Source organism: Mycobacterium sp., assembly GCF_050701515.1.
Classification (GTDB): Bacteria; Actinomycetota; Actinomycetes; order Mycobacteriales; family Mycobacteriaceae; genus Mycobacterium.
Genome location: NZ_JBOGDB010000108.1, coordinates 15,891 through 32,640, shown reverse-complemented (window position 1 = coordinate 32,640; position 16,750 = coordinate 15,891). Strand labels below are relative to the sequence as shown.

Annotated in this window: 18 protein-coding genes; 9 read left to right on the top strand and 9 right to left on the bottom strand. The window is 66.5% G+C overall.

All coding sequences use genetic code 11. The features are described 5' to 3' along the window. Positions 1-82 precede the first annotated feature (82 nt). A complete protein-coding gene (locus ACRDU5_RS09565) occupies positions 83-1,492 on the bottom strand; it encodes a PE-PPE domain-containing protein (RefSeq protein WP_526614237.1) in 1,410 nt (469 codons plus the stop codon). Positions 1,493-1,570: 78 nt separating this feature from the next. On the opposite strand from ACRDU5_RS09565, the gene ACRDU5_RS09560 reads away from it, so the two are divergent. Next, positions 1,571-1,942 (top strand): DUF2510 domain-containing protein, encoded by a 372-nt coding sequence (locus tag ACRDU5_RS09560; protein WP_526614236.1) that lies wholly within the window; start codon positions 1,571-1,573, stop codon positions 1,940-1,942. Here ACRDU5_RS09560 and ACRDU5_RS09555 read toward each other — a convergent pair. Further along, positions 1,924-2,931, bottom strand: a complete 1,008-nt coding sequence (locus tag ACRDU5_RS09555; protein WP_526614235.1) for an oxygenase MpaB family protein — start codon at positions 2,929-2,931, stop codon at positions 1,924-1,926. The genes ACRDU5_RS09560 and ACRDU5_RS09555 overlap by 19 nt on opposite strands. A 70-nt stretch (positions 2,932-3,001) precedes the next feature. Between ACRDU5_RS09555 and ACRDU5_RS09550 the strand changes: the two genes are divergently transcribed. Next, positions 3,002-3,586 (top strand): TetR/AcrR family transcriptional regulator, encoded by a 585-nt coding sequence (locus tag ACRDU5_RS09550; protein ID WP_526614234.1) that lies wholly within the window; start codon positions 3,002-3,004, stop codon positions 3,584-3,586. 3 nt (positions 3,587-3,589) lie between these two features. Here ACRDU5_RS09550 and ACRDU5_RS09545 read toward each other — a convergent pair whose 3' ends face one another. Next, positions 3,590-4,063, bottom strand: a complete 474-nt coding sequence (locus ACRDU5_RS09545) for a hypothetical protein (protein ID WP_526614233.1) — start codon at positions 4,061-4,063, stop codon at positions 3,590-3,592. A gap of 220 nt (positions 4,064-4,283) precedes the next feature. On the opposite strand from ACRDU5_RS09545, the gene ACRDU5_RS09540 reads away from it, so the two are divergent. From ACRDU5_RS09540 to phoU, 4 genes are all read left to right on the top strand, one after another. Beyond that, positions 4,284-5,282 (top strand): acyl-ACP desaturase, encoded by a 999-nt coding sequence (locus ACRDU5_RS09540; protein ID WP_526614232.1) that lies wholly within the window; start codon positions 4,284-4,286, stop codon positions 5,280-5,282. Next, positions 5,270-6,433 carry a tRNA dihydrouridine synthase DusB gene (gene dusB / locus ACRDU5_RS09535; RefSeq protein WP_526614244.1) on the top strand — a complete coding sequence of 388 codons (1,164 nt, stop codon included), beginning with the start codon at positions 5,270-5,272 and terminating at the stop codon, positions 6,431-6,433. Before ACRDU5_RS09540 ends, dusB begins: the two co-directional genes overlap by 13 nt. Positions 6,434-6,610: 177 nt before the next feature. Next, a complete protein-coding gene (locus tag ACRDU5_RS09530) occupies positions 6,611-8,638 on the top strand; it encodes an LCP family protein (protein WP_526614231.1) in 2,028 nt (675 codons plus the stop codon). Positions 8,639-8,721: 83 nt separating this feature from the next. Continuing rightward, positions 8,722-9,390 carry a phosphate signaling complex protein PhoU gene (phoU, locus tag ACRDU5_RS09525; RefSeq protein WP_526614230.1) on the top strand — a complete coding sequence of 223 codons (669 nt, stop codon included), beginning with the start codon at positions 8,722-8,724 and terminating at the stop codon, positions 9,388-9,390. A gap of 7 nt (positions 9,391-9,397) precedes the next feature. Here phoU and pstB read toward each other — a convergent pair whose 3' ends face one another. The 6 genes from pstB to ACRDU5_RS09495 all read right to left on the bottom strand — a co-directional run bounded on the left by pstB (position 9,398) and on the right by ACRDU5_RS09495 (position 15,195). After that, positions 9,398-10,174, bottom strand: a complete 777-nt coding sequence (gene pstB / locus ACRDU5_RS09520; RefSeq protein WP_526614229.1) for a phosphate ABC transporter ATP-binding protein PstB — start codon at positions 10,172-10,174, stop codon at positions 9,398-9,400. A gap of 8 nt (positions 10,175-10,182) precedes the next feature. Beyond that, on the bottom strand, positions 10,183-11,097 hold the full coding sequence (pstA, locus tag ACRDU5_RS09515) for a phosphate ABC transporter permease PstA (protein ID WP_526614228.1): 915 nt from the start codon (positions 11,095-11,097) through the stop codon (positions 10,183-10,185). Further along, entirely contained in the window at positions 11,094-12,149 is a 1,056-nt protein-coding gene (gene pstC, locus ACRDU5_RS09510; RefSeq protein WP_526614227.1) for a phosphate ABC transporter permease subunit PstC, read from the bottom strand. Before pstC ends, pstA begins: the two co-directional genes overlap by 4 nt. Positions 12,150-12,196: 47 nt before the next feature. Next, positions 12,197-13,309, bottom strand: a complete 1,113-nt coding sequence (gene pstS, locus ACRDU5_RS09505) for a phosphate ABC transporter substrate-binding protein PstS (protein WP_526614226.1) — start codon at positions 13,307-13,309, stop codon at positions 12,197-12,199. Between the two features lie 111 nt (positions 13,310-13,420). Further along, positions 13,421-14,353 (bottom strand): mycothiol synthase, encoded by a 933-nt coding sequence (gene mshD, locus ACRDU5_RS09500; RefSeq protein ID WP_526614243.1) that lies wholly within the window; start codon positions 14,351-14,353, stop codon positions 13,421-13,423. 35 nt (positions 14,354-14,388) lie between these two features. Then, a complete protein-coding gene (locus tag ACRDU5_RS09495) occupies positions 14,389-15,195 on the bottom strand; it encodes a winged helix-turn-helix transcriptional regulator (RefSeq protein ID WP_526614242.1) in 807 nt (268 codons plus the stop codon). Between the two features lie 156 nt (positions 15,196-15,351). Here ACRDU5_RS09495 and lmeA point away from each other — a divergent pair, with 156 nt between their 5' ends. The 3 genes from lmeA to ACRDU5_RS09480 are packed head-to-tail and all read left to right on the top strand — an operon-like array spanning position 15,352 to position 16,708. Next, on the top strand, positions 15,352-16,167 hold the full coding sequence (gene lmeA, locus ACRDU5_RS09490; protein ID WP_526614241.1) for a mannan chain length control protein LmeA: 816 nt from the start codon (positions 15,352-15,354) through the stop codon (positions 16,165-16,167). Further along, a complete protein-coding gene (locus ACRDU5_RS09485) occupies positions 16,164-16,586 on the top strand; it encodes a thioredoxin family protein (protein ID WP_526614225.1) in 423 nt (140 codons plus the stop codon). Before lmeA ends, ACRDU5_RS09485 begins: the two co-directional genes overlap by 4 nt. A gap of 29 nt (positions 16,587-16,615) precedes the next feature. Further along, entirely contained in the window at positions 16,616-16,708 is a 93-nt protein-coding gene (locus tag ACRDU5_RS09480) for an Ms5788A family Cys-rich leader peptide (RefSeq protein ID WP_526614224.1), read from the top strand. Positions 16,709-16,750 lie beyond the last annotated feature (42 nt).

The window sequence follows — 16,750 nt, the reverse complement described above, 5'->3', positions numbered from 1 at the left end:
CCCAGAACCCCCCGCAGTTCATAGCGGCCGCCAAGAACGTCTGGCGGTTGCATGGTCCAACGCTAGCGCGCCGGGTCAAGGACTATGAACCGTCGGCAGTACTCGGGGTCGCGCCTTCCTGCGAGTCCTCAGAAGAGGCGACTTCGGAGCCGCCGGTCGAGGTGGACGCCGGAAGGCCATTACGGACGCGGTGGAACAGATCGCGGATCCGGGGCCCAAGGACACCGGCTGGACCCCTGAGCGTCGGCCGGTGCCGGTCCGTCGTTGCCCGGTCCGCGGTTGGCTCCGCCGCCCCGGGATCCGGCGCCGCCGTGGTGCCGATGACCCCTTCATTGTTGGTGTCCGGCTGGTCGCCGACGGGCTCCTCGACTTCCAGCGCAGCAGGGCCGCTGCTTGTCGAAGCCTCCGAACCGGTCGACGATCTCGCCGCGGACGACACGGGCGCCGGAATCGTCAGCGGCGGCGGCGAACCGAGGACGGTCAGCGTGTTGTCGATCGTCTGGTCGACGGCCTCGACGAAGTCGTCGACGACGTCGACCGGATCGTGCACCGGGATCAACCTGGCCGGCGACGGAACCCAGGGCGGGATGTCTCGCCGGTAGCCGAGCTCGACAACGAAAATGCTGAGCGGCTCGACAAAGTCGATCAGCGGTTCGGGCACGCCGAAGCTGCGCAACGGGCCGTACAGCGGCAGGTTCTGGGTCTCGAAGAAGTAATAGGTGGTGTCGCCGTGCGTGCCCTGCGAGAACACTTGCGGGTCCGGCGCGAGCGTGACGTCCGCGTATTCCTCGTGCACATAGAAGAACCCGAGGACCGCGTTCGCCACCGCGGGCAAGATGATCGGGTAGATGGGGAAGTCGGCGAACCCGTCCCACCGCTGGGTGATGACATAGGTGTCGAACTGGGTGTCACTCGGCAATGGGCCGTTGAAGTAGAAGTCGACGAACGGTAGGTAGAGGCCCCAAAACCGCGTCATCACACCGCCGTTGGGCAGGTTCAGGGTTCCGATCGTGACGAAGTCGATGTCGGGCGCCGTTGTGCCCTCCGGGAACTGCTCGGCGAGCTTGCGCTTTTCGCGATATGCGATCACCGAGCTTTGCGAGTGGCCGAAGATGACCAGTTTGTCGTTGCCGTGCGCTGCCATCGCGTCTTCGAGATCTTGTTGGCCGACGGCAACCGACCTGCCGAAGGGCAGATCGAAGAGTCCGGTGACGGGCCAGGCCTGTTCGGGCGTCTCCACGGCTATCGGATTGATGGTTTGGCCCGGATGCGTGGGCCGGATGAACTGGTTCATCGCCATCTCGACGAAGGCCGGTGGCGGGTCGGGGGTGAACGTCCCGCTCATGATCAGCGCGGTCTTCGCCAGCAGCTGCACCGCCGGCGAGATGGTCGAGGCCAGGCCGAGCACGGCGGCGGTCAGCAACGCCAGGAAGGCGACGCCGATCGACCGAGCTATCCGCACGGTGGGGCGCGGTTTGTGCGTCGCCAGCACGGATTGATCGTGCCCGATAGCTGACGTTCGCGGAGCAAAACGTCCAATCCGCAACACCGATGGTTACCATGAGCAGCGATGCTCTACCAGCACATTCGCCGGCCGTTCTGGCAGCGCCACCCATGGGTGACGGGCGCCGCCGCGGTGCTCGCGGTCTGGCTGGTTTGGAGCGGTGCGCATGTCCTGGTGGCCGCGGCGGGGATCGCCTGGCTGGCCATCGTCGTGCGCCGGCGCGGCCGGGCCAACGCCCGACGCGACGCCGGCCTACGGGCCCGCGCCGAGTTTGAGCACCGGCTGAATCTCGCCGGCGATCCACGCGGAGTGTTCGGCCGCTATCCACCGGTACAGCCGGGTTGGTTCCGGGATCCGCAAAACCGTTATCAGTGGCGCTATTTCGACGGCGGGATCTGGACGGGTTACGCGGTGGGAGTTCAGACGTTCGGGCAGTAGTGCATACCGTTGTCGCGGTGCTCCACCGGCGGCAAGTTCCGGGCCGGCGTGTGCACCAGCGGCGCGTCCGTGGGCATCCGGCCGGTCGCGCGGTCCCAGCCGGCGCGGGCCCGCGGGTGCATCCGCCTGCGCTTGGGCAGCAGCTTGAATGTCAGGTTCACCAGATTGCCAAAGCGGCGGTGCAGCCACTCGTCGCGCGCAGACCAGGTGTAGCCCATCAGCTCACGCACCGCCGGGTCGTACAACCCCACTGTTACCCACACCGCGAACGGTCCCAGCAACTTGAGATGAAGGCGCCACAGCCAGTCCGGAACCCATTCCAGCGATGGATGCTTGGGCATGGTGGACAGATCAAGCACCTGTCGCGCGGCCCAGTTGTTCTCTAACACGTTGCGGCACATATGGTCCCAGTAGATCTGGAAGTCCTCCCAGGTCTTGGGCACCGGCCGCATGCTCATGCCGTACATGCGGTACCAGGTGATGTGTTCGTCGAACAGCCGCCGCTTGTCGGCATCGGTCAGTCCGCTGCCAAACCGCTCGGCGGTCAGGATGGTGCCCATGAAGAACGTGGAGTGCGCCCAGTAGAAGACATCGGGGTTCAACGCGCTGTACCGACGACCCTGGTCGTCGACACCCTTGATTCCGATGTGGTAGTCGCGCACTTCGGCGCCCGTCGAAGGTGCCCGATCCGCGTCGAACACGACGCCGCCGATCGGATAGAGCGAGCGCAACAATCGTGGCATGCGCTCACCGAAAAAGATGGAGTGCTGCTCGACGGCGGCACCCAGCTGCGGGTGCATGTTCTGCATCGACCCCGCCCAGGGCCCTTGCAATAAGCCACGCCAGTCCCCGAAGTACTTCCAGGTCAGCGAATCGGGCCCGAGCGGCGTCGGCGGCGCCTGGTATCCCCCGGGGGCCACCGGGCAGCCAGACCCGAGTGGGGTCGTTTCGCTGGTCACCGGGCACGCCTCAGACGTATCTTGAGTCACTGGTGTGCTTCCGATCGGCGTCAGATGAGATTCTGACTACGTACGTTGTCACCTTGAGTCTAGGAGTGATGTGGCTACGGGTCAACGGCGGGGCCGGTGGTCCGGCGTTCCCCTCGAGGACCGCCAGGCGCTGCGCCGCGACGAACTGATCGCCGCGGGCGTCAGCCTGCTGGGCAGCGAGCGCGGGCCGGCCCTGACCGTGCGCGCGGTGTGCCGGGCGGCCGGGCTCACCGAGCGCTACTTCTACGAGAGCTTCTCCGATCGCGACGAATTCGTCAGGGCCGTCTATGACGACGTCTGCGCCCGGGCGATGTCGACCTTGATGTCCTCGACGACCGCGCGGGATGCGGTGGAACGGTTCGTCGCGTTGATGGTGGACGACCCGGCCCGCGGCCGGGTGCTACTGCTGGCTCCGGAAGTCGAGCCGGTACTGACCCGGTCGGGCGCGGAATGGATGCCCAGTTTCATCGAGCTGCTGCAGCGCAAGCTGACCCGTATCACCGAACCGGCGGTGCAGGCCATGGTGGCCACCGGCTTGATCGGCGCGCTGACGGCGTTGTTCACCGCGTATCTGAACGGCCGGCTGGCGGCGACGCGCGAACAGTTCATCGACTACTGCGTCGACATGCTGCTCAGCAGGGTGTCGAGCTACTGAGACTTACTCCGCCACCTGGCCCGGCACGCCCGGCAGTTCGCCGGCCATCGTCAGCTCTTCTTCCTCGTTCTGCTGGGCGGCGGCTTCCTCTTCGGCGGCCGTGAACTCCCTGCCCGCCACGCTGGCTCGCGAGGCCCCCGGCGTGGTGGCCGTCGCGGCACCGCGGTTGCAGTTGATGGTCAGCAGGACCTCTTCCGCGTCGCTCTCGAAATACACGTCTTCTGCCATGGGTCGGACGAACGCTGCGTCCATGGCATTGGTGACGATGCAGTCACCCATCGCATCTGTTCGGTCACCGACGGTCACCGAGACCTTGGGTGTGCCGCCTTCCTCTTCAATCGTCGCCACCGCGTCCTCGTACAGCATGCCCACGACGTCCGGCGCCGCGGCAGCGCTGCCGGCCCCGAGCAGTGCCAGCGCGCCCATCGCGGCGCCAATAGTGCCGGTCCCGAGAATGATGCGTTTCACGATGCCCACCTAGGTCTACGGTTCATGGTCACAACGAGTGCAGGCGCGGTTGTTTGCCTGCTGGAACCATACCGCTCAGGGGCCCACTGCGCAGCGGCCCGAGGAACCGTTGCCGTTGGACCTCGGTGGACCGTGACGGGTCGAGCGAGACTGAGCGCGGCAACTTGATGTCACCGGGGTACACAGATATATTGAGTGCAACCAACAGGTACAGATAAATGGAGGGGCCATGTCGAAAGACCTGACCGACCTGCAGTTACTGCACGAGCTCGAGCCCGTGGTCGAGCGGAACCTCAACCGGCACCTGTCGATGCGCAAGGACTGGAACCCGCACGACTACATCCCGTGGTCGGATGGCAAGAACTATTACGCGCTGGGCGGCCAGGACTGGGATCCCGAGCAGTCGCAGCTGTCCGAGGTCGCCCAGGTGGCGATGGTGCAGAACCTGCTGACCGAGGACAACCTGCCGTCCTATCACCGCGAGATCGCGATGAACTTCGGCATGGACGGCGCCTGGGGCCAGTGGGTGAACCGCTGGACGGCCGAAGAGAACCGGCACGGCATCGCGCTGCGCGACTACCTGGTGGTCACCCGCGCTGTCGATCCGGTGGCGCTGGAGGAGTTGCGCGTCGAGCAGGTGACCCGCGGTTTCAGCCCCGGCCAGAACCAGCAGGGTGAATTGTTCGCCGAGAGTCTGTTCGACTCCGTCGTCTATGTGACGTTCCAGGAGCTGGCCACCCGCGTCTCGCACCGCAATACGGGCAAGGCCTGCAACGAGCCGATCGCCGACCAGCTGCTGCAGCGGGTGTCGGGCGACGAGAACCTGCACATGATCTTCTACCGCGACGTCACCGACGCCGGTCTGGAGATCGCGCCCAACCAGGCGATGAAGTGCCTGCACCGCGTGCTGCGGAACTTCAAGATGCCCGGCTACACCGTTCCCGAGTTCCGGCGTAAGGCCGTGATCATCGCGGTCGGCGGGGTGTACGACCCCCGCATCCACCTCGAGGACGTGGTGAAGCCGGTGCTGAAGAAGTGGCGCATCTTCGAGCGCGAGGACTTCACCGGTGAGGCGGCTGCAATGCGCGACGATCTTGCGCTGCTGGTCGAGGAGATCGAGGAGGCCTGCGACAAGTTCGAGGAGTCCAAGCGGCGCCGCCTCGAGCGCGAGGCCCGCCGGGCCGAGAAGCTGACCGCCAAGAAAGTGCTGATGTCATCGCGGTCCTGACCGACTCCCGCGCGGGGTTGCGGATCGGGCCCATCGCGCTGGCCAGCCCGGTGGTGCTGGCGCCGATGGCCGGTGTGACCAATGTCGCGTTCCGCACGCTCTGCCGCGAACTCGAAGTTGCCCGGGCCGGCACGGTCAGCGGGCTGTATGTGTGCGAGATGGTGACCGCACGCGCGCTCGTCGAGCGGCACCCGGTCACGATGCACATGACGACGTTCGGGCCGGGGGAGTCGCCGCGGTCGCTGCAGCTCTACAGCGTCGATCCGGACACCACATTCGCCGCGGCGAAAATGATCGTCGACGAGGGCATGGCCGACCACATCGACATGAACTTCGGCTGCCCGGTGCCCAAGGTGACCCGGCGCGGCGGCGGCGCGGCCTTGCCGTTCAAGCGTCGGCTGTTCGGGCAGATCGTGGCCGCCGCGGTGCGTGCGACCGAGGGGTCGAACATCCCGGTCACCGTGAAGTTCCGAATCGGCATCGACGACGCCCACCGCACCCACTTGGATGCCGGTCGGATCGCCGCCGAGGAGGGCGCCGCGGCCATCGCGCTGCACGCCCGGACGGCAGCGCAGCGTTACTCCGGAACCGCCGACTGGGACCAGATCGCCCAGCTCAAACAGCACGTGACCAGCGTTCCTGTGCTCGGCAACGGCGACATCTTCGAAGCCGACGATGCGCTGGCCATGATGGCCACCACCGGCTGCGACGGCGTCGTCATCGGCCGCGGCTGTCTGGGCCGGCCCTGGCTGTTCGCCGAACTGTCCGCGGCCTTCAGCGGACGCGACAGCGCCCCGGCACCGACGCTGGGCGAGGTCGCGGCGATCGTTCGCAGGCACGGTGAGCTGCTGGCCGCCCACTTCGGCGAGGACAAGGGGATGCGCGACATTCGCAAGCACATCGCCTGGTACCTGCACGGCTTTCCGGCCGGAGCCGAGCTGCGGCGGGCATTGGCGCTGGTCAAGACCCTCGACGAGCTTGACGCGCTGCTCGAAAAGCCGGATGCCGACGTGCCGTTCCCGGTGGCCGCACTGGGACCCCGTGGGCGACAGGGCTCCCCCGCCGCGGTGGCACTGCCGGAGGGCTGGCTGACCGACCCCGACGACTGCACGGTGCCCGCCGGCGCAGAGGTTATGCACTCCGGAGGCTGAACCGAGACCATCTCGGCATTACGTCTCTCAGGATGTCTAAGTACGATATGAGTCTCGTCGTTTGTGGCTCCGGTGGCGGAGCCACGCAGAGTGCTGCTACAAGACACGTGGCGGCAGCGCAGCGATTCATGCGCACCGACGCGCACGCTGCTCACAGAGTCGGAGGCCGATAAGGACATGAGTGACGGCGATAACGCCACTCCTGGCCGTCCACGGGCGTCCGACTTCGACGACGACAACCGATGGCTTACCCGAACTCCGCGGCCTTCGCGAGCTGCCGCGCCATGGGAACGCCATTCTGTTGCCGACGACAACACATCCGAGCCGACCGGCAGCCACACCGACGGCGTCACGGTGGCCGACCTCATTGCCAGGGTCACCGGAACCGCTCCGCCCGATCTTCCGACCCGCCACCGGGCCGCACCCGACCCCGAACCGGCGGCGCCCCCGCCGCGAGCCGACTATGCGGACGACCCGGACACCGAGGTCATTCCCGCGGTGTACCCCTCCGAGGTGCCCGACCTCGCGGAGTTGCGGCGGGCGCGGCTGGAGCGGATCGCCGCGGAACGAATGCCCGCGGCACGGATCCCACCGAGACGCGACGTTGACCCCCCGCCCGCACCGCTCCGCCTCAAGCCGCACCGCGGCAAACGCCGGTTCGTTCTGGCCGGACGCTCGTTGGCGGCATGCTTCGCCGTGATTGCGCTGGCGCTGACCGGCGGCGCATGGCAGTGGCAATCCACGAAGAACAACATGCTGAACCGGATTTCGGCGCTCGATCCGGATTCGCGCGACATCGTCGATCCCAACGCACAATTCGGCGACGAGAACTTCCTCATCGTCGGTGTGGACAGCCGCCTGGGCGAGAACCTCGACATGGGCGCGGGCACTCCCGAGGATGCCGGCGGAGCCCGCTCCGACACGATCATGCTGGTCAACATTCCGGCGAACCGGGAACGCGTTGTCGCAGTGTCGTTTCCGCGGGATCTGGCCATCGAGCCGATGGAGTGCGAACCGTGGAATCCCGACACCCGTGAGTACGGCCCGCTGTACGACGAAGAAACCGGGACCTATGGTCCCGATGAGATCTACACCGAAACCAAGCTGAATTCGGCCTTTTCCTTCGGCGGCCCCAAGTGTCTGGTCAAGGCCATCCAGAAGCTGTCCGGCCTGTCCATCAACCGGTTCATGGCCGTCGATTTCGCCGGATTCTCCAAGATGGTCGACGCACTGGGCGGAGTCGAGGTGTGCAGCACCACGCCGCTCGAGGACTACGAGCTGGGCACGATCCTGCCCAACGCCGGGCGCCAGATCATCGACGGGCATACCGCGCTGAACTACGTGCGGGCTCGCCAGATAACCACCGAAGCCAACGGCGACTACGGCCGCATCAAGCGCCAGCAGCTGTTCCTGTCGTCGCTGTTGCGGTCGATGATCTCCAAGGAAGTCTTCTTCTCGCTGAGCAAGCTCAACAATGTGGTCAACCAGTTCATCGACGACAGCTTCGTCGACAACATCGGCACCAAGGAACTGGTGGAACTCGGTCAGTCGCTGCAGAACATCGCCGCGGGGCGCATCACGTTCCTGACCGTCCCGACCACGGGATACATGGACGAGTACGGCAACGAGCACCTGCGCGAGGAAGACAACCGGGCGATATTCGACGCGATCATCAACGACGACCCGCTGCCGGAAGAGAAGAACGCCGACAACACGCCGGTACCCGGCACACCCGAATCGACGACAATCGAGACACCTACCCCGGAGCCCTCCGCCAACGGCGGCGAGGTGGTGGACGCCGTCACCACCGACCCAACAGCGGTGACCGTGAAGGTCTCGAATTCGACGGGCCAGGACGGGCTGGGTGCGACCGCGACCAGCGAACTGCAGCAGCACGGCTTCAACGTCGACGAGCCCGACGACTACCCGGGTCCGCTTTCTTCGACGACGGTGTTCTTCTCCCCGGGCAACGAACAGGCCGCCGCGACGGTGGCATCGGCCTTCGCCGATCCGACCATCGAACGTGTCACCGGCATGGGTGAGGTCGTGCAGGTGGTGCTCGGGTCGGACTTCAATTCGGTCAGCCCTCCCGAGCCGAGCGGCTCGTCGGTGCAGGTGCAGGTTTCGCACGACACCGGCGGCACGCCGACCCAACTGCCCGAGGACCTCAGCGTCACCAACGCCGCCGACACCACCTGCGAGTAAGCAACATTTGGGCAGGTCGCATTCACCTTTCGTTCACCGTGTGCATCGTGACGATTCCGCGGTTGAGCCCGTAGGCTGGACATATGCGAACCGCTTACCATGAGCAATTAGAAGCACTAACGACACAGCTCGGCGAGATGTGCGGGCTGGCGGGTGCCGCGATGGAGCGGGCGACGCAAGCGCTACTGCAAGCCGATCTGGTGGTGGCCGAACAGGTGATCACCGATCACGAGCAGATCGTCAGCATGAGCGCCAAGGCCGAGGAGAGCGCCTTCGTGCTGCTGGCACTGCAGGCGCCGGTGGCCGGGGACCTGCGGGCGATCGTCAGCTCGATCCAGATCGTCGCCGACGTGGACCGGATGGGAGCCCTGGCGCTGCACGTCGCCAAGATCGCCCGGCGTCGTCATCCGCAGCACGCCCTGCCCGAAGAGGTCAACGGTTATTTCGCCGAAATGGGCAGGGTCGCCGTCGAATTGGGGAACGCCGCGCAGGAGGTACTGGTGACCCGCGACCCGGAGAAGGCGGCCCGGATCAGCGAAGAAGACGATGCGATGGACGACCTGCACCGTCACCTGTTCACGGTGCTGATGGACAAAGAATGGAAGCACGGCGTGGCCGCGGCCGTCGACGTCACCCTGCTGGGTCGGTTCTACGAGCGGTTCGCCGATCACGCGGTCGAAGTGGCTCGACGGGTGATCTTCCAGGTCACCGGCAAGTATCCGGACGAGGAGGACGTTCCCGCCCCGCAGTAGCCCGCTGTCAGCCGAAGCGGCCGGAGATGTAGTCCTCGGTGGACTTCTCGCTGGGGTTGGAGAAGATCTTCTCGGTGTCGTCGAGCTCGATCAGCCGGCCCGGCTTGCCGGTCGCCTCGAGGTTGAAGAACGCGGTCTGATCGCTCACCCGGGCGGCCTGCTGCATGTTGTGCGTGACGATCACAATGGTGAAGTCCTGCTTGAGCTCGGCGATCAGATCCTCGATCGCCAGCGTCGAGATCGGATCCAGCGACGAGCACGGCTCGTCCATCAGCAGCACGTCCGGCTGCACGGCGATGGCCCGCGCGATGCACAGCCGCTGCTGCTGACCGCCCGAGAGCCCGCCGCCCGGCTTGTCCAACCGGTCCTTGACCTCGGTCCACAGGTTGGCGCCTCGGAGTGATCGCTCGGCGACATCATCCAGGGTCTTCTTGTTGCGCACCCCCTGCAGCCGAAGCCCGGCGACGACGTTGTCCCGAATCGACATGGTGGGGAAGGGATTCGGCCGCTGGAACACCATGCCGATCGTCTTGCGCACACCAACCGGGTCCACCCCGGGACCGTAGATGTCCTCGCCGTCGAGCAGCACCGAGCCCTCGACCCGCGCCCCGGGGATGACCTCGTGCATGCGGTTGAGCGTGCGCAGCACCGTCGACTTGCCGCAGCCGGACGGCCCGATGAACGCCGTCACACTGCGGGGTTGAACGGCCAGCGAGACATCGGCCACGGCGTGGAACGAGCCGTAGTAGATGTTGACGTCCTTGAGGTCCAACCGCTTGGCCACGCGTGCTCCTAAACCTTCTTGGGGGCAAAGATCTTGGCGACGAACCGTGCCCCGATATTGAGTATGGCGATCAACAGGATCAATGTCAGGGCGGCGCCCCACAACCGATCGGTCGGCACGGCGATGGCGCCGGCGCCCGCCGACGTCTGGTCGTACATCATCCCGGGTAGCGAGCCCATGAAGCCGCTGAACATGTCGAAGTTCATCGCCTGCGAGTAACCCACCAGAACCAGCAGCGGCGCCGTCTCGCCCATCACCCGGGCCAGCGCCAGCATGATGCCGGTGACGATGCCCGACAATGCCGTCGGGATGACAATCCGCGCAATGGTTTTCCACTTCGGCACACCGAGTGCATAGCTGGCCTCACGCAGGTCCATCGGCACGACGCGCAACATCTCCTCGGTGGCGCGGACGATCACCGGAACCATCAGGAGCACCAGCGCCAGCGACACCGCGAAGCCCGATCTGCCGAACCCCAGCGTCGCCACCCACAGGGCGTAGATGAACAGCGCCGCGACGATCGACGGCACGCCGGTGAGGATGTCCACCATGAAGGTGGTCAGCTTGCCCAGCGGTGTGCCGGCGCCGTACTCGACCAGGTAAATTGCGACGAAAATTCCGATCGGGATCGAGATGGCCGCACACACCAGGCCCTGCAACACCGTTCCGACAATGGCGTGGTAGACACCGCCGCCCACCTGGAATGCCGTCATGCCTGCCTGCGAGTTGGTAAACCAAATTGGCGAGGTGAGCGCCTTGAAGCCCTTGACGATCACCGAGTACAGCACCCACAACAGCGGAACCAATGCGACCAAAACCGACAACGTGACCAGCACCGTGGCGACATTGTTGGCGATCTTGCGGCGCAGGCTTACGCCCTTGAACGTGGTCACCTTGACGGGTCGATCCAGTGTCGAGGTCATTTTGGTGCCTTTCCGGCCACCGCCGCGCGGGCCAGCGAGTTCACCACGAACGTCAACACGAACAGCACCAGCCCGGCGGCGATGTATGCGCCGGCCTTGTACTGGTCGTTGAATTCGCTTGCGGTGGCGGCGATCTTGCTGGCGAACGTGTAGCCGCCGTCGAACAACGACCACCCGAAGGCCTGCTGGGTGCCGCGCAGGATGATCAGCAGCGCGACGGTTTCACCGAGCGCGCGACCGAGGCCGAGCATCGCCCCACTGATGTAGCCCGACATGCCGAACGGCAACACCGTGGTCTTCACAACTTCCCAGCGGGTGGCGCCCAGCGCGAGAGCCGCCTCGATCTGGCCGCGCGGTGTCTGGACGAACACCTCGCGAGTGACCGCGGTGATGATCGGCAGAATCATCACCGCCAGCACGATGCCGGCGGTGAAGATCGTGCCGCCGCCGGCCACCGACGCGTTACCGGTCTTGAACAGAAACAGCCAGCCCAGGTTTTCGTTGAGCCACAACGCGATCGGTTTGAGCGCCGGGGCGAGCACATACAGGCCCCACACCCCGTAGATGATCGACGGCACGGCGGCCAGTAGGTCCACCATGTAGCCCAGCGGACCCGACACCCGGCGGGGCGCGTACTGCGTCAGGAAGATCGCGATGCCGAGCGCCACCGGCATCGCAAGGACGAGCGCGAAGACCGACACGGATACCGTGACCTGAAGCAGGTCGAGGATGCCGAAGTGCATCGCCGAGGTGTCGGTGGTGATCCAGTTGCCGCTGTAGAGGAAGAAGTTCTCCTGGTTGCGGGCCAGCGCCGGAATGGCGCGCCAGAGCAGAAACGCCCCGATCGCCGCGATCAGGACGACAATGAAAATCCCCGAACCTTCCGCCAGTCCGCGGAAGATCCGGTCCCCCAGACGAACTCTGGCGTGCTTCGAGGGATCGGTGGAGATAGGTGTGGGTTCGGGGAAGGGTGAGGCGAGAACCTCACCCGAACCCGCGTCGGCCGGATTGGGCAGCCCGTTAGATTCCGTCACATCGAGCCTATCGGTCATCGGTCCGGCACCCATCCTCACCGCATTCGAGCTGGCGCGCCACGTAACTACGCAATTGCGTCGACGGACTTGACCAAGCGCTCCTTGAACGCGTCGGGAAGGGGGACGTAGCCGGCGGCAGAGAGCCCGCCCTGCCCTTGGTTGGCGGCGACCGTCAGGAAGGATTTGACCGCTGCCGACGTGTCGGCGTCGTAGCCCTGCGAGCAGACGATCTCGTAGGTGGCCAGCACCAGCGGGTAGGCGCCGGGCTCCTTGGTGGCGTACAGCGAGTTCAGGTCCAGCGCCAGGTCGTTGCCCTCGGCGGCGAACTTCGCGGCGTCGATCGCCTTCTTCGCCGACTCGTCGGTGAGCTCGACCGCGCCTGCGCCGCTGTCGATCTGCGCGAACGGCACCCCGGCCTGCTCGGCGAAGCCCTGCTCCACATAGCCGATGGAGCCCGCCGTGGCCTGCACGGCCTGCACCACACCTGCCGACTTCTGCGCGCCCTCACCGGCGCCGCCCTGGAACTCGCTGCCGGAGCCCTTGGTCCAGGTCTGCGGGGCCGCGGCGGCCAGATACTTCTGGAAGTTGTCGGTGGTGCCCGACGAGTCCGACCGGTAGATCGGCGCGATGTTGGCGTTGGGCAGGTTGGTGCCCGCATTCAGCGCGGCGATGGCCGGGTCGTTCCACTTGGTGATCTGACCCTGGAAGATCTTGGCGAGCACGTCACCGTTGACGACGAGCTTGTCGACGCCCTCGATGTTGTAGGCCAACGCCACCGGCCCGAACACCAGCGGCAGGTTCCACGCCGGGTTGCCGCCGCAGCGGTCGGCCGCCTGTTTCACCTGATCGTCGTTCAGCGCCGAATCCGAGCCGGCGAAGTCAACCTGGTTGGCGATGAACTGCTCGCGGCCCGCGCCCGAACCGGTCGGGTTGTACGACAGGTTCTTGCCCGAGCAGACCTCCCCCCACACCTTGTTGAACTCCGCGATGGCGTTCTGCTGCGCCGTCGAACCCTCTGCGGTGAGCGAGCTCTTGCCGCCGCACTCTCCCGGCGCGGAGGCACCCGGGTCCGTCGCTCCCGGGTTGTTGTCACTGCCGCACGCGGACAGCGTCAGCGCGACGATCGCCGTCGCGGACAGTGTCGTGCCGAGCGATTTGCCAATGCTGTTGCGCTTCACTTATCCCACTTTCGTTGACGCCTTCAAACCCTCCGGCAACGTATGCGGCCGCGGTGGACGGATGGGTGACGGCGGGTGAACGAGTCGTGAACACGTTCGGCTAATTTCCTGCTAGCGGCCCCCCGCGGCCGCGTAGGCGACGTCGACGCCGAACACCTCGAAGCCGAGCCGCCGATAGGTGTTCACGGCGGCCGAGTTATCTGCCTCGACGTAGAGCATCACGGTCGGCTGCTCCGCCTGTGACAGCCGCTCGGCGAGGTGATGCAGCCCGGCCAGTGTCAGCGTCGCGCCAACGCCGCGGCCCTGCGCGGCCGGGTCGACGCCGACCACGTACACCTCACCGAGATCGTGGTTGTGCACCTTGGTCCAGTGGAAGCCCAGCAGTCTGCCGCTGTGTTCGTCGAAGGCCATGAACAGTCCGGCGGGGTCGAACCACGGCTCGTTGCGGCGCTCGGCGATGTCGGCCGGCGTCCAGCCGCTCTGCTCGGGGTGCCAGGCGAACGCGGCGTTGTTGACCCGCAGCAGCTCGGCGTCGTCGCCCGGACCGCCGTAGCTGGCGACGCGAACTCCGGCGGGGACCGTCGTCGGGGGCAGGGCTGTGTTTGATGTCGCCGGCCAGCCGGCTCCGGGAAGCGGTCGGCGCATCTGCAGCAGCTCGCGCGCCACCGTGAGGCCCAGGGCGGCCGCCGTTGCGCGCGCCGGCTCCAGGTTGCCGTGCGCCCAGATGCGGACGCCGCTGCCGCCCTCCGCCAGCGCCGCGCGGGCCATCGCCGAACCGATACCGCGCCTGCGCCACTGCGGGTGCACGACCAGCTCCGCCATGGCCGGGCCTTCGCCGGTCGCGGATGCGAGGTTGAGGTAGCCGACGACGACTTCGCCGTTGGGGTCGCCGTCGCCCGCCAGCAGATGCCTGGTGCGGTCATGGGCCAGCTCGCGCAAGACCTGGTCGCCGACGGGCGCGACGCCGTCAGCGCCGGTTGCCGCGGAGATGAGGTCGCGAACCTGCTGCTGGTCGGTGTCGGACAGCCCCGACCGCCAGCGGATCACCGGAGCCGCTCGGCCGGCGACATCCGGACCCGTCACTGACTGTGTTGCAGCGGGTCCACCACCGGCGAGCCGCTGTCACCGAAATCGGGCAGGCCGTCGGCGGCGGAGTCATACCCATTGGTGTCGTCGACGTCGTCGGGCAGATCCGATCCCGGTGCCGACGGCCGGCCCCGGGCCGGACGTACCGCCTTGTATCCGACATTGCGGACGGTGCCGATCAACGACTCGTATTCAGTGCCGAGCTTGGCGCGCAACCGCCGAACGTGCACGTCGACGGTGCGGGTGCCGCCGAAAAAGTCGTAGCCCCACACTTCCTGAAGCAACTGCGCCCGGGTGAATACCCGGCCGGCGTGCTGGGCCAGATACTTCAGCAGCTCGAATTCCTTATAGGTGAGGTCCAGCGGCCGGCCCCGTAGTCGCGCGGTGTAGGTGCCTTCGTCGATGACCAGTTCGCCGAGGCTCACCTTGCCGAGGCCCTCCTGGCTGGCAACCCCACCGCGGCGCCCTACCAGCAGCCGCAGCCGGGCGTCGATCTCGGCGGGTCCGGTGCTCGGCAACAGAATCTCGTCGAGCCCCCACTCGACGTTGACCGCAACCAGGCCGCCCTCGTTCACCACGGCCACCACGGGAACCGATGTCCCGGTCGTGCCCAGCAGTCGGCACAGCCCGCGCGCGGCGGCCAGGTCCGTGCGTGCGTCGACGATCGCCACATCCGCACTGCCGGCCTCCAGCAGGGAGGACACCTCGGTCGGCGCGGTTCGCACGGTGTGCGCGAGCAGCGACAACGAGGGCAGCACCGACTCCGGATGCGGGTCGACGGTCAACAGCAGCAGATCCAACGGGGCCTCCAGCGCGCTGAGAAGATGATTCCGGACTTCGTCGTCCGGGATATCTCCCAGATTCATGGCCGACATTCGGCCGTTACCGGCCTGCGGTGCTCTAACGATAGCGTGCCACCTGCTGATTAGCCGCGCTGAGCGGGCGCGGTTCGGACGATCGGCAAGAATGTGCGGGTGCGCAAGCTGCTGATCGGTGCGGTGTCGACGGTGGCCGCGGTGGCGGTGGGCGCCGTCGGGGCCGATTTCGGGGCGGCCATTTACGCCGAGTATCGGCTGGCCAGGACCGTTCGCAGCGAGAACGGGCTGAAGTGGGATCCATCCGTGGCCATCCTCGGGTTCCCGTTCATCACCCAGGCGATGCGTCGCCACTACGACGAGGTGGAGATCCGGGCCAGTGGTGTTGATCACGCCGTGGTCGGCAAGGCGTCGCTGCAGACCACCCTGCACTCGATCGACCTGACCGAGGCGTCCTGGCTGGTCCGGCCCGACGCCAAGTTGCCGGTCGGCAAGGTGGAGAGCCGCATCATCATCGACTCCACCCATGTGGGCCGCTTCATGGGCATCCCCGACCTGTTGGTCGAGGCCCCGTCGAGGGAAACCAACGACGCCACCGGCGGCACCACCGAGTCGGGCATCTCCAGCAACCGGGGGCTGGTCTTCACCGGGACCCCCAGGGCGGCCGACTACGACAAGAAGGTCAGCATCGCGGTTGACCTGTCGGTTGTCGGCCCCGAGCAGACCACGCTGGTGTTCACCGCCACCGGCGTGCTCACCGGCGCCGGCACCGCCGACCAGCAGGTTCCCGACGACAAGAAGGCCGCCGTGCTGGCCGCGTTCAGCTCCACCCTGCCCAGGCAGAAGCTGCCGTTCGGCATCGCGCCGACCAGCCAAGGGGCGCGCGGCTCCGACGTCATCATCGAGGGCATCGCCGAGGGAGTAACCATCACGCTGGAGGAGTTCAGACAATCATGAACTCTTCATTGGCCGTGGTGATCGCCGTGCTGATCGCGGCATTCGGGATGGCCTACGTGATCAACAGGATGTTCGCCCTGCGGGCCGGACTGCTGCGGGAGGCCGCCGAGGTCGCCGATGTCGACACCTCCGACCTGGGCTTGTCCCGCACCGGACCGACGGTCGTGCATTTCAGCGCGGTGTGGTGCGGTCCGTGCGCAGGAGTGCGACGGGTGGTCGATCAAGTGTGCGGAGAGCTGCCCGAGGTGGCGCATGTCGAGATCGACATGGACGCCAATCCCGCCGCGGCCCGGCGTCTTTCGGTGCTGTCACTGCCGACCACATTCATTTTCGACGCCGACGGCCGCCAGCGGTACCGCACGGCGGGCGTACCCACGGCCGCTGACCTGCGGTCGGCGCTGGAACCGCTGTTGGCTTGATCACTACGTCATTGGGTAAGCTGTCGGTCGTGTCCGCCCGCCTTGAGGTGATGCTCACCAAGCGCCGCGCAGTCGATCTGTGCCGCGTCGCGGGTTCTTGCTGTTGTTGTTGTAGCTGCTGAGCGCCGCTGCGCGATCTACGCGCGCTCGCTCGGAGCAGCCCA

Coding starts and splice junctions, on each gene's coding strand:
- pstA (WP_526614228.1), bottom strand. CDS start 11,097: ATGACCTCGACACTGGATCGACCCGTCAAGGTGACCACGTTCAAGGGC.
- pstC (WP_526614227.1), bottom strand. CDS start 12,149: ATGACCGATAGGCTCGATGTGACGGAATCTAACGGGCTGCCCAATCCG.
- ACRDU5_RS09485 (WP_526614225.1), top strand. CDS start 16,164: ATGAACTCTTCATTGGCCGTGGTGATCGCCGTGCTGATCGCGGCATTC.
- ACRDU5_RS09540 (WP_526614232.1), top strand. CDS start 4,284: ATGTCGAAAGACCTGACCGACCTGCAGTTACTGCACGAGCTCGAGCCC.
- ACRDU5_RS09560 (WP_526614236.1), top strand. CDS start 1,571: ATGCTCTACCAGCACATTCGCCGGCCGTTCTGGCAGCGCCACCCATGG.
- phoU (WP_526614230.1), top strand. CDS start 8,722: ATGCGAACCGCTTACCATGAGCAATTAGAAGCACTAACGACACAGCTC.
- ACRDU5_RS09530 (WP_526614231.1), top strand. CDS start 6,611: ATGAGTGACGGCGATAACGCCACTCCTGGCCGTCCACGGGCGTCCGAC.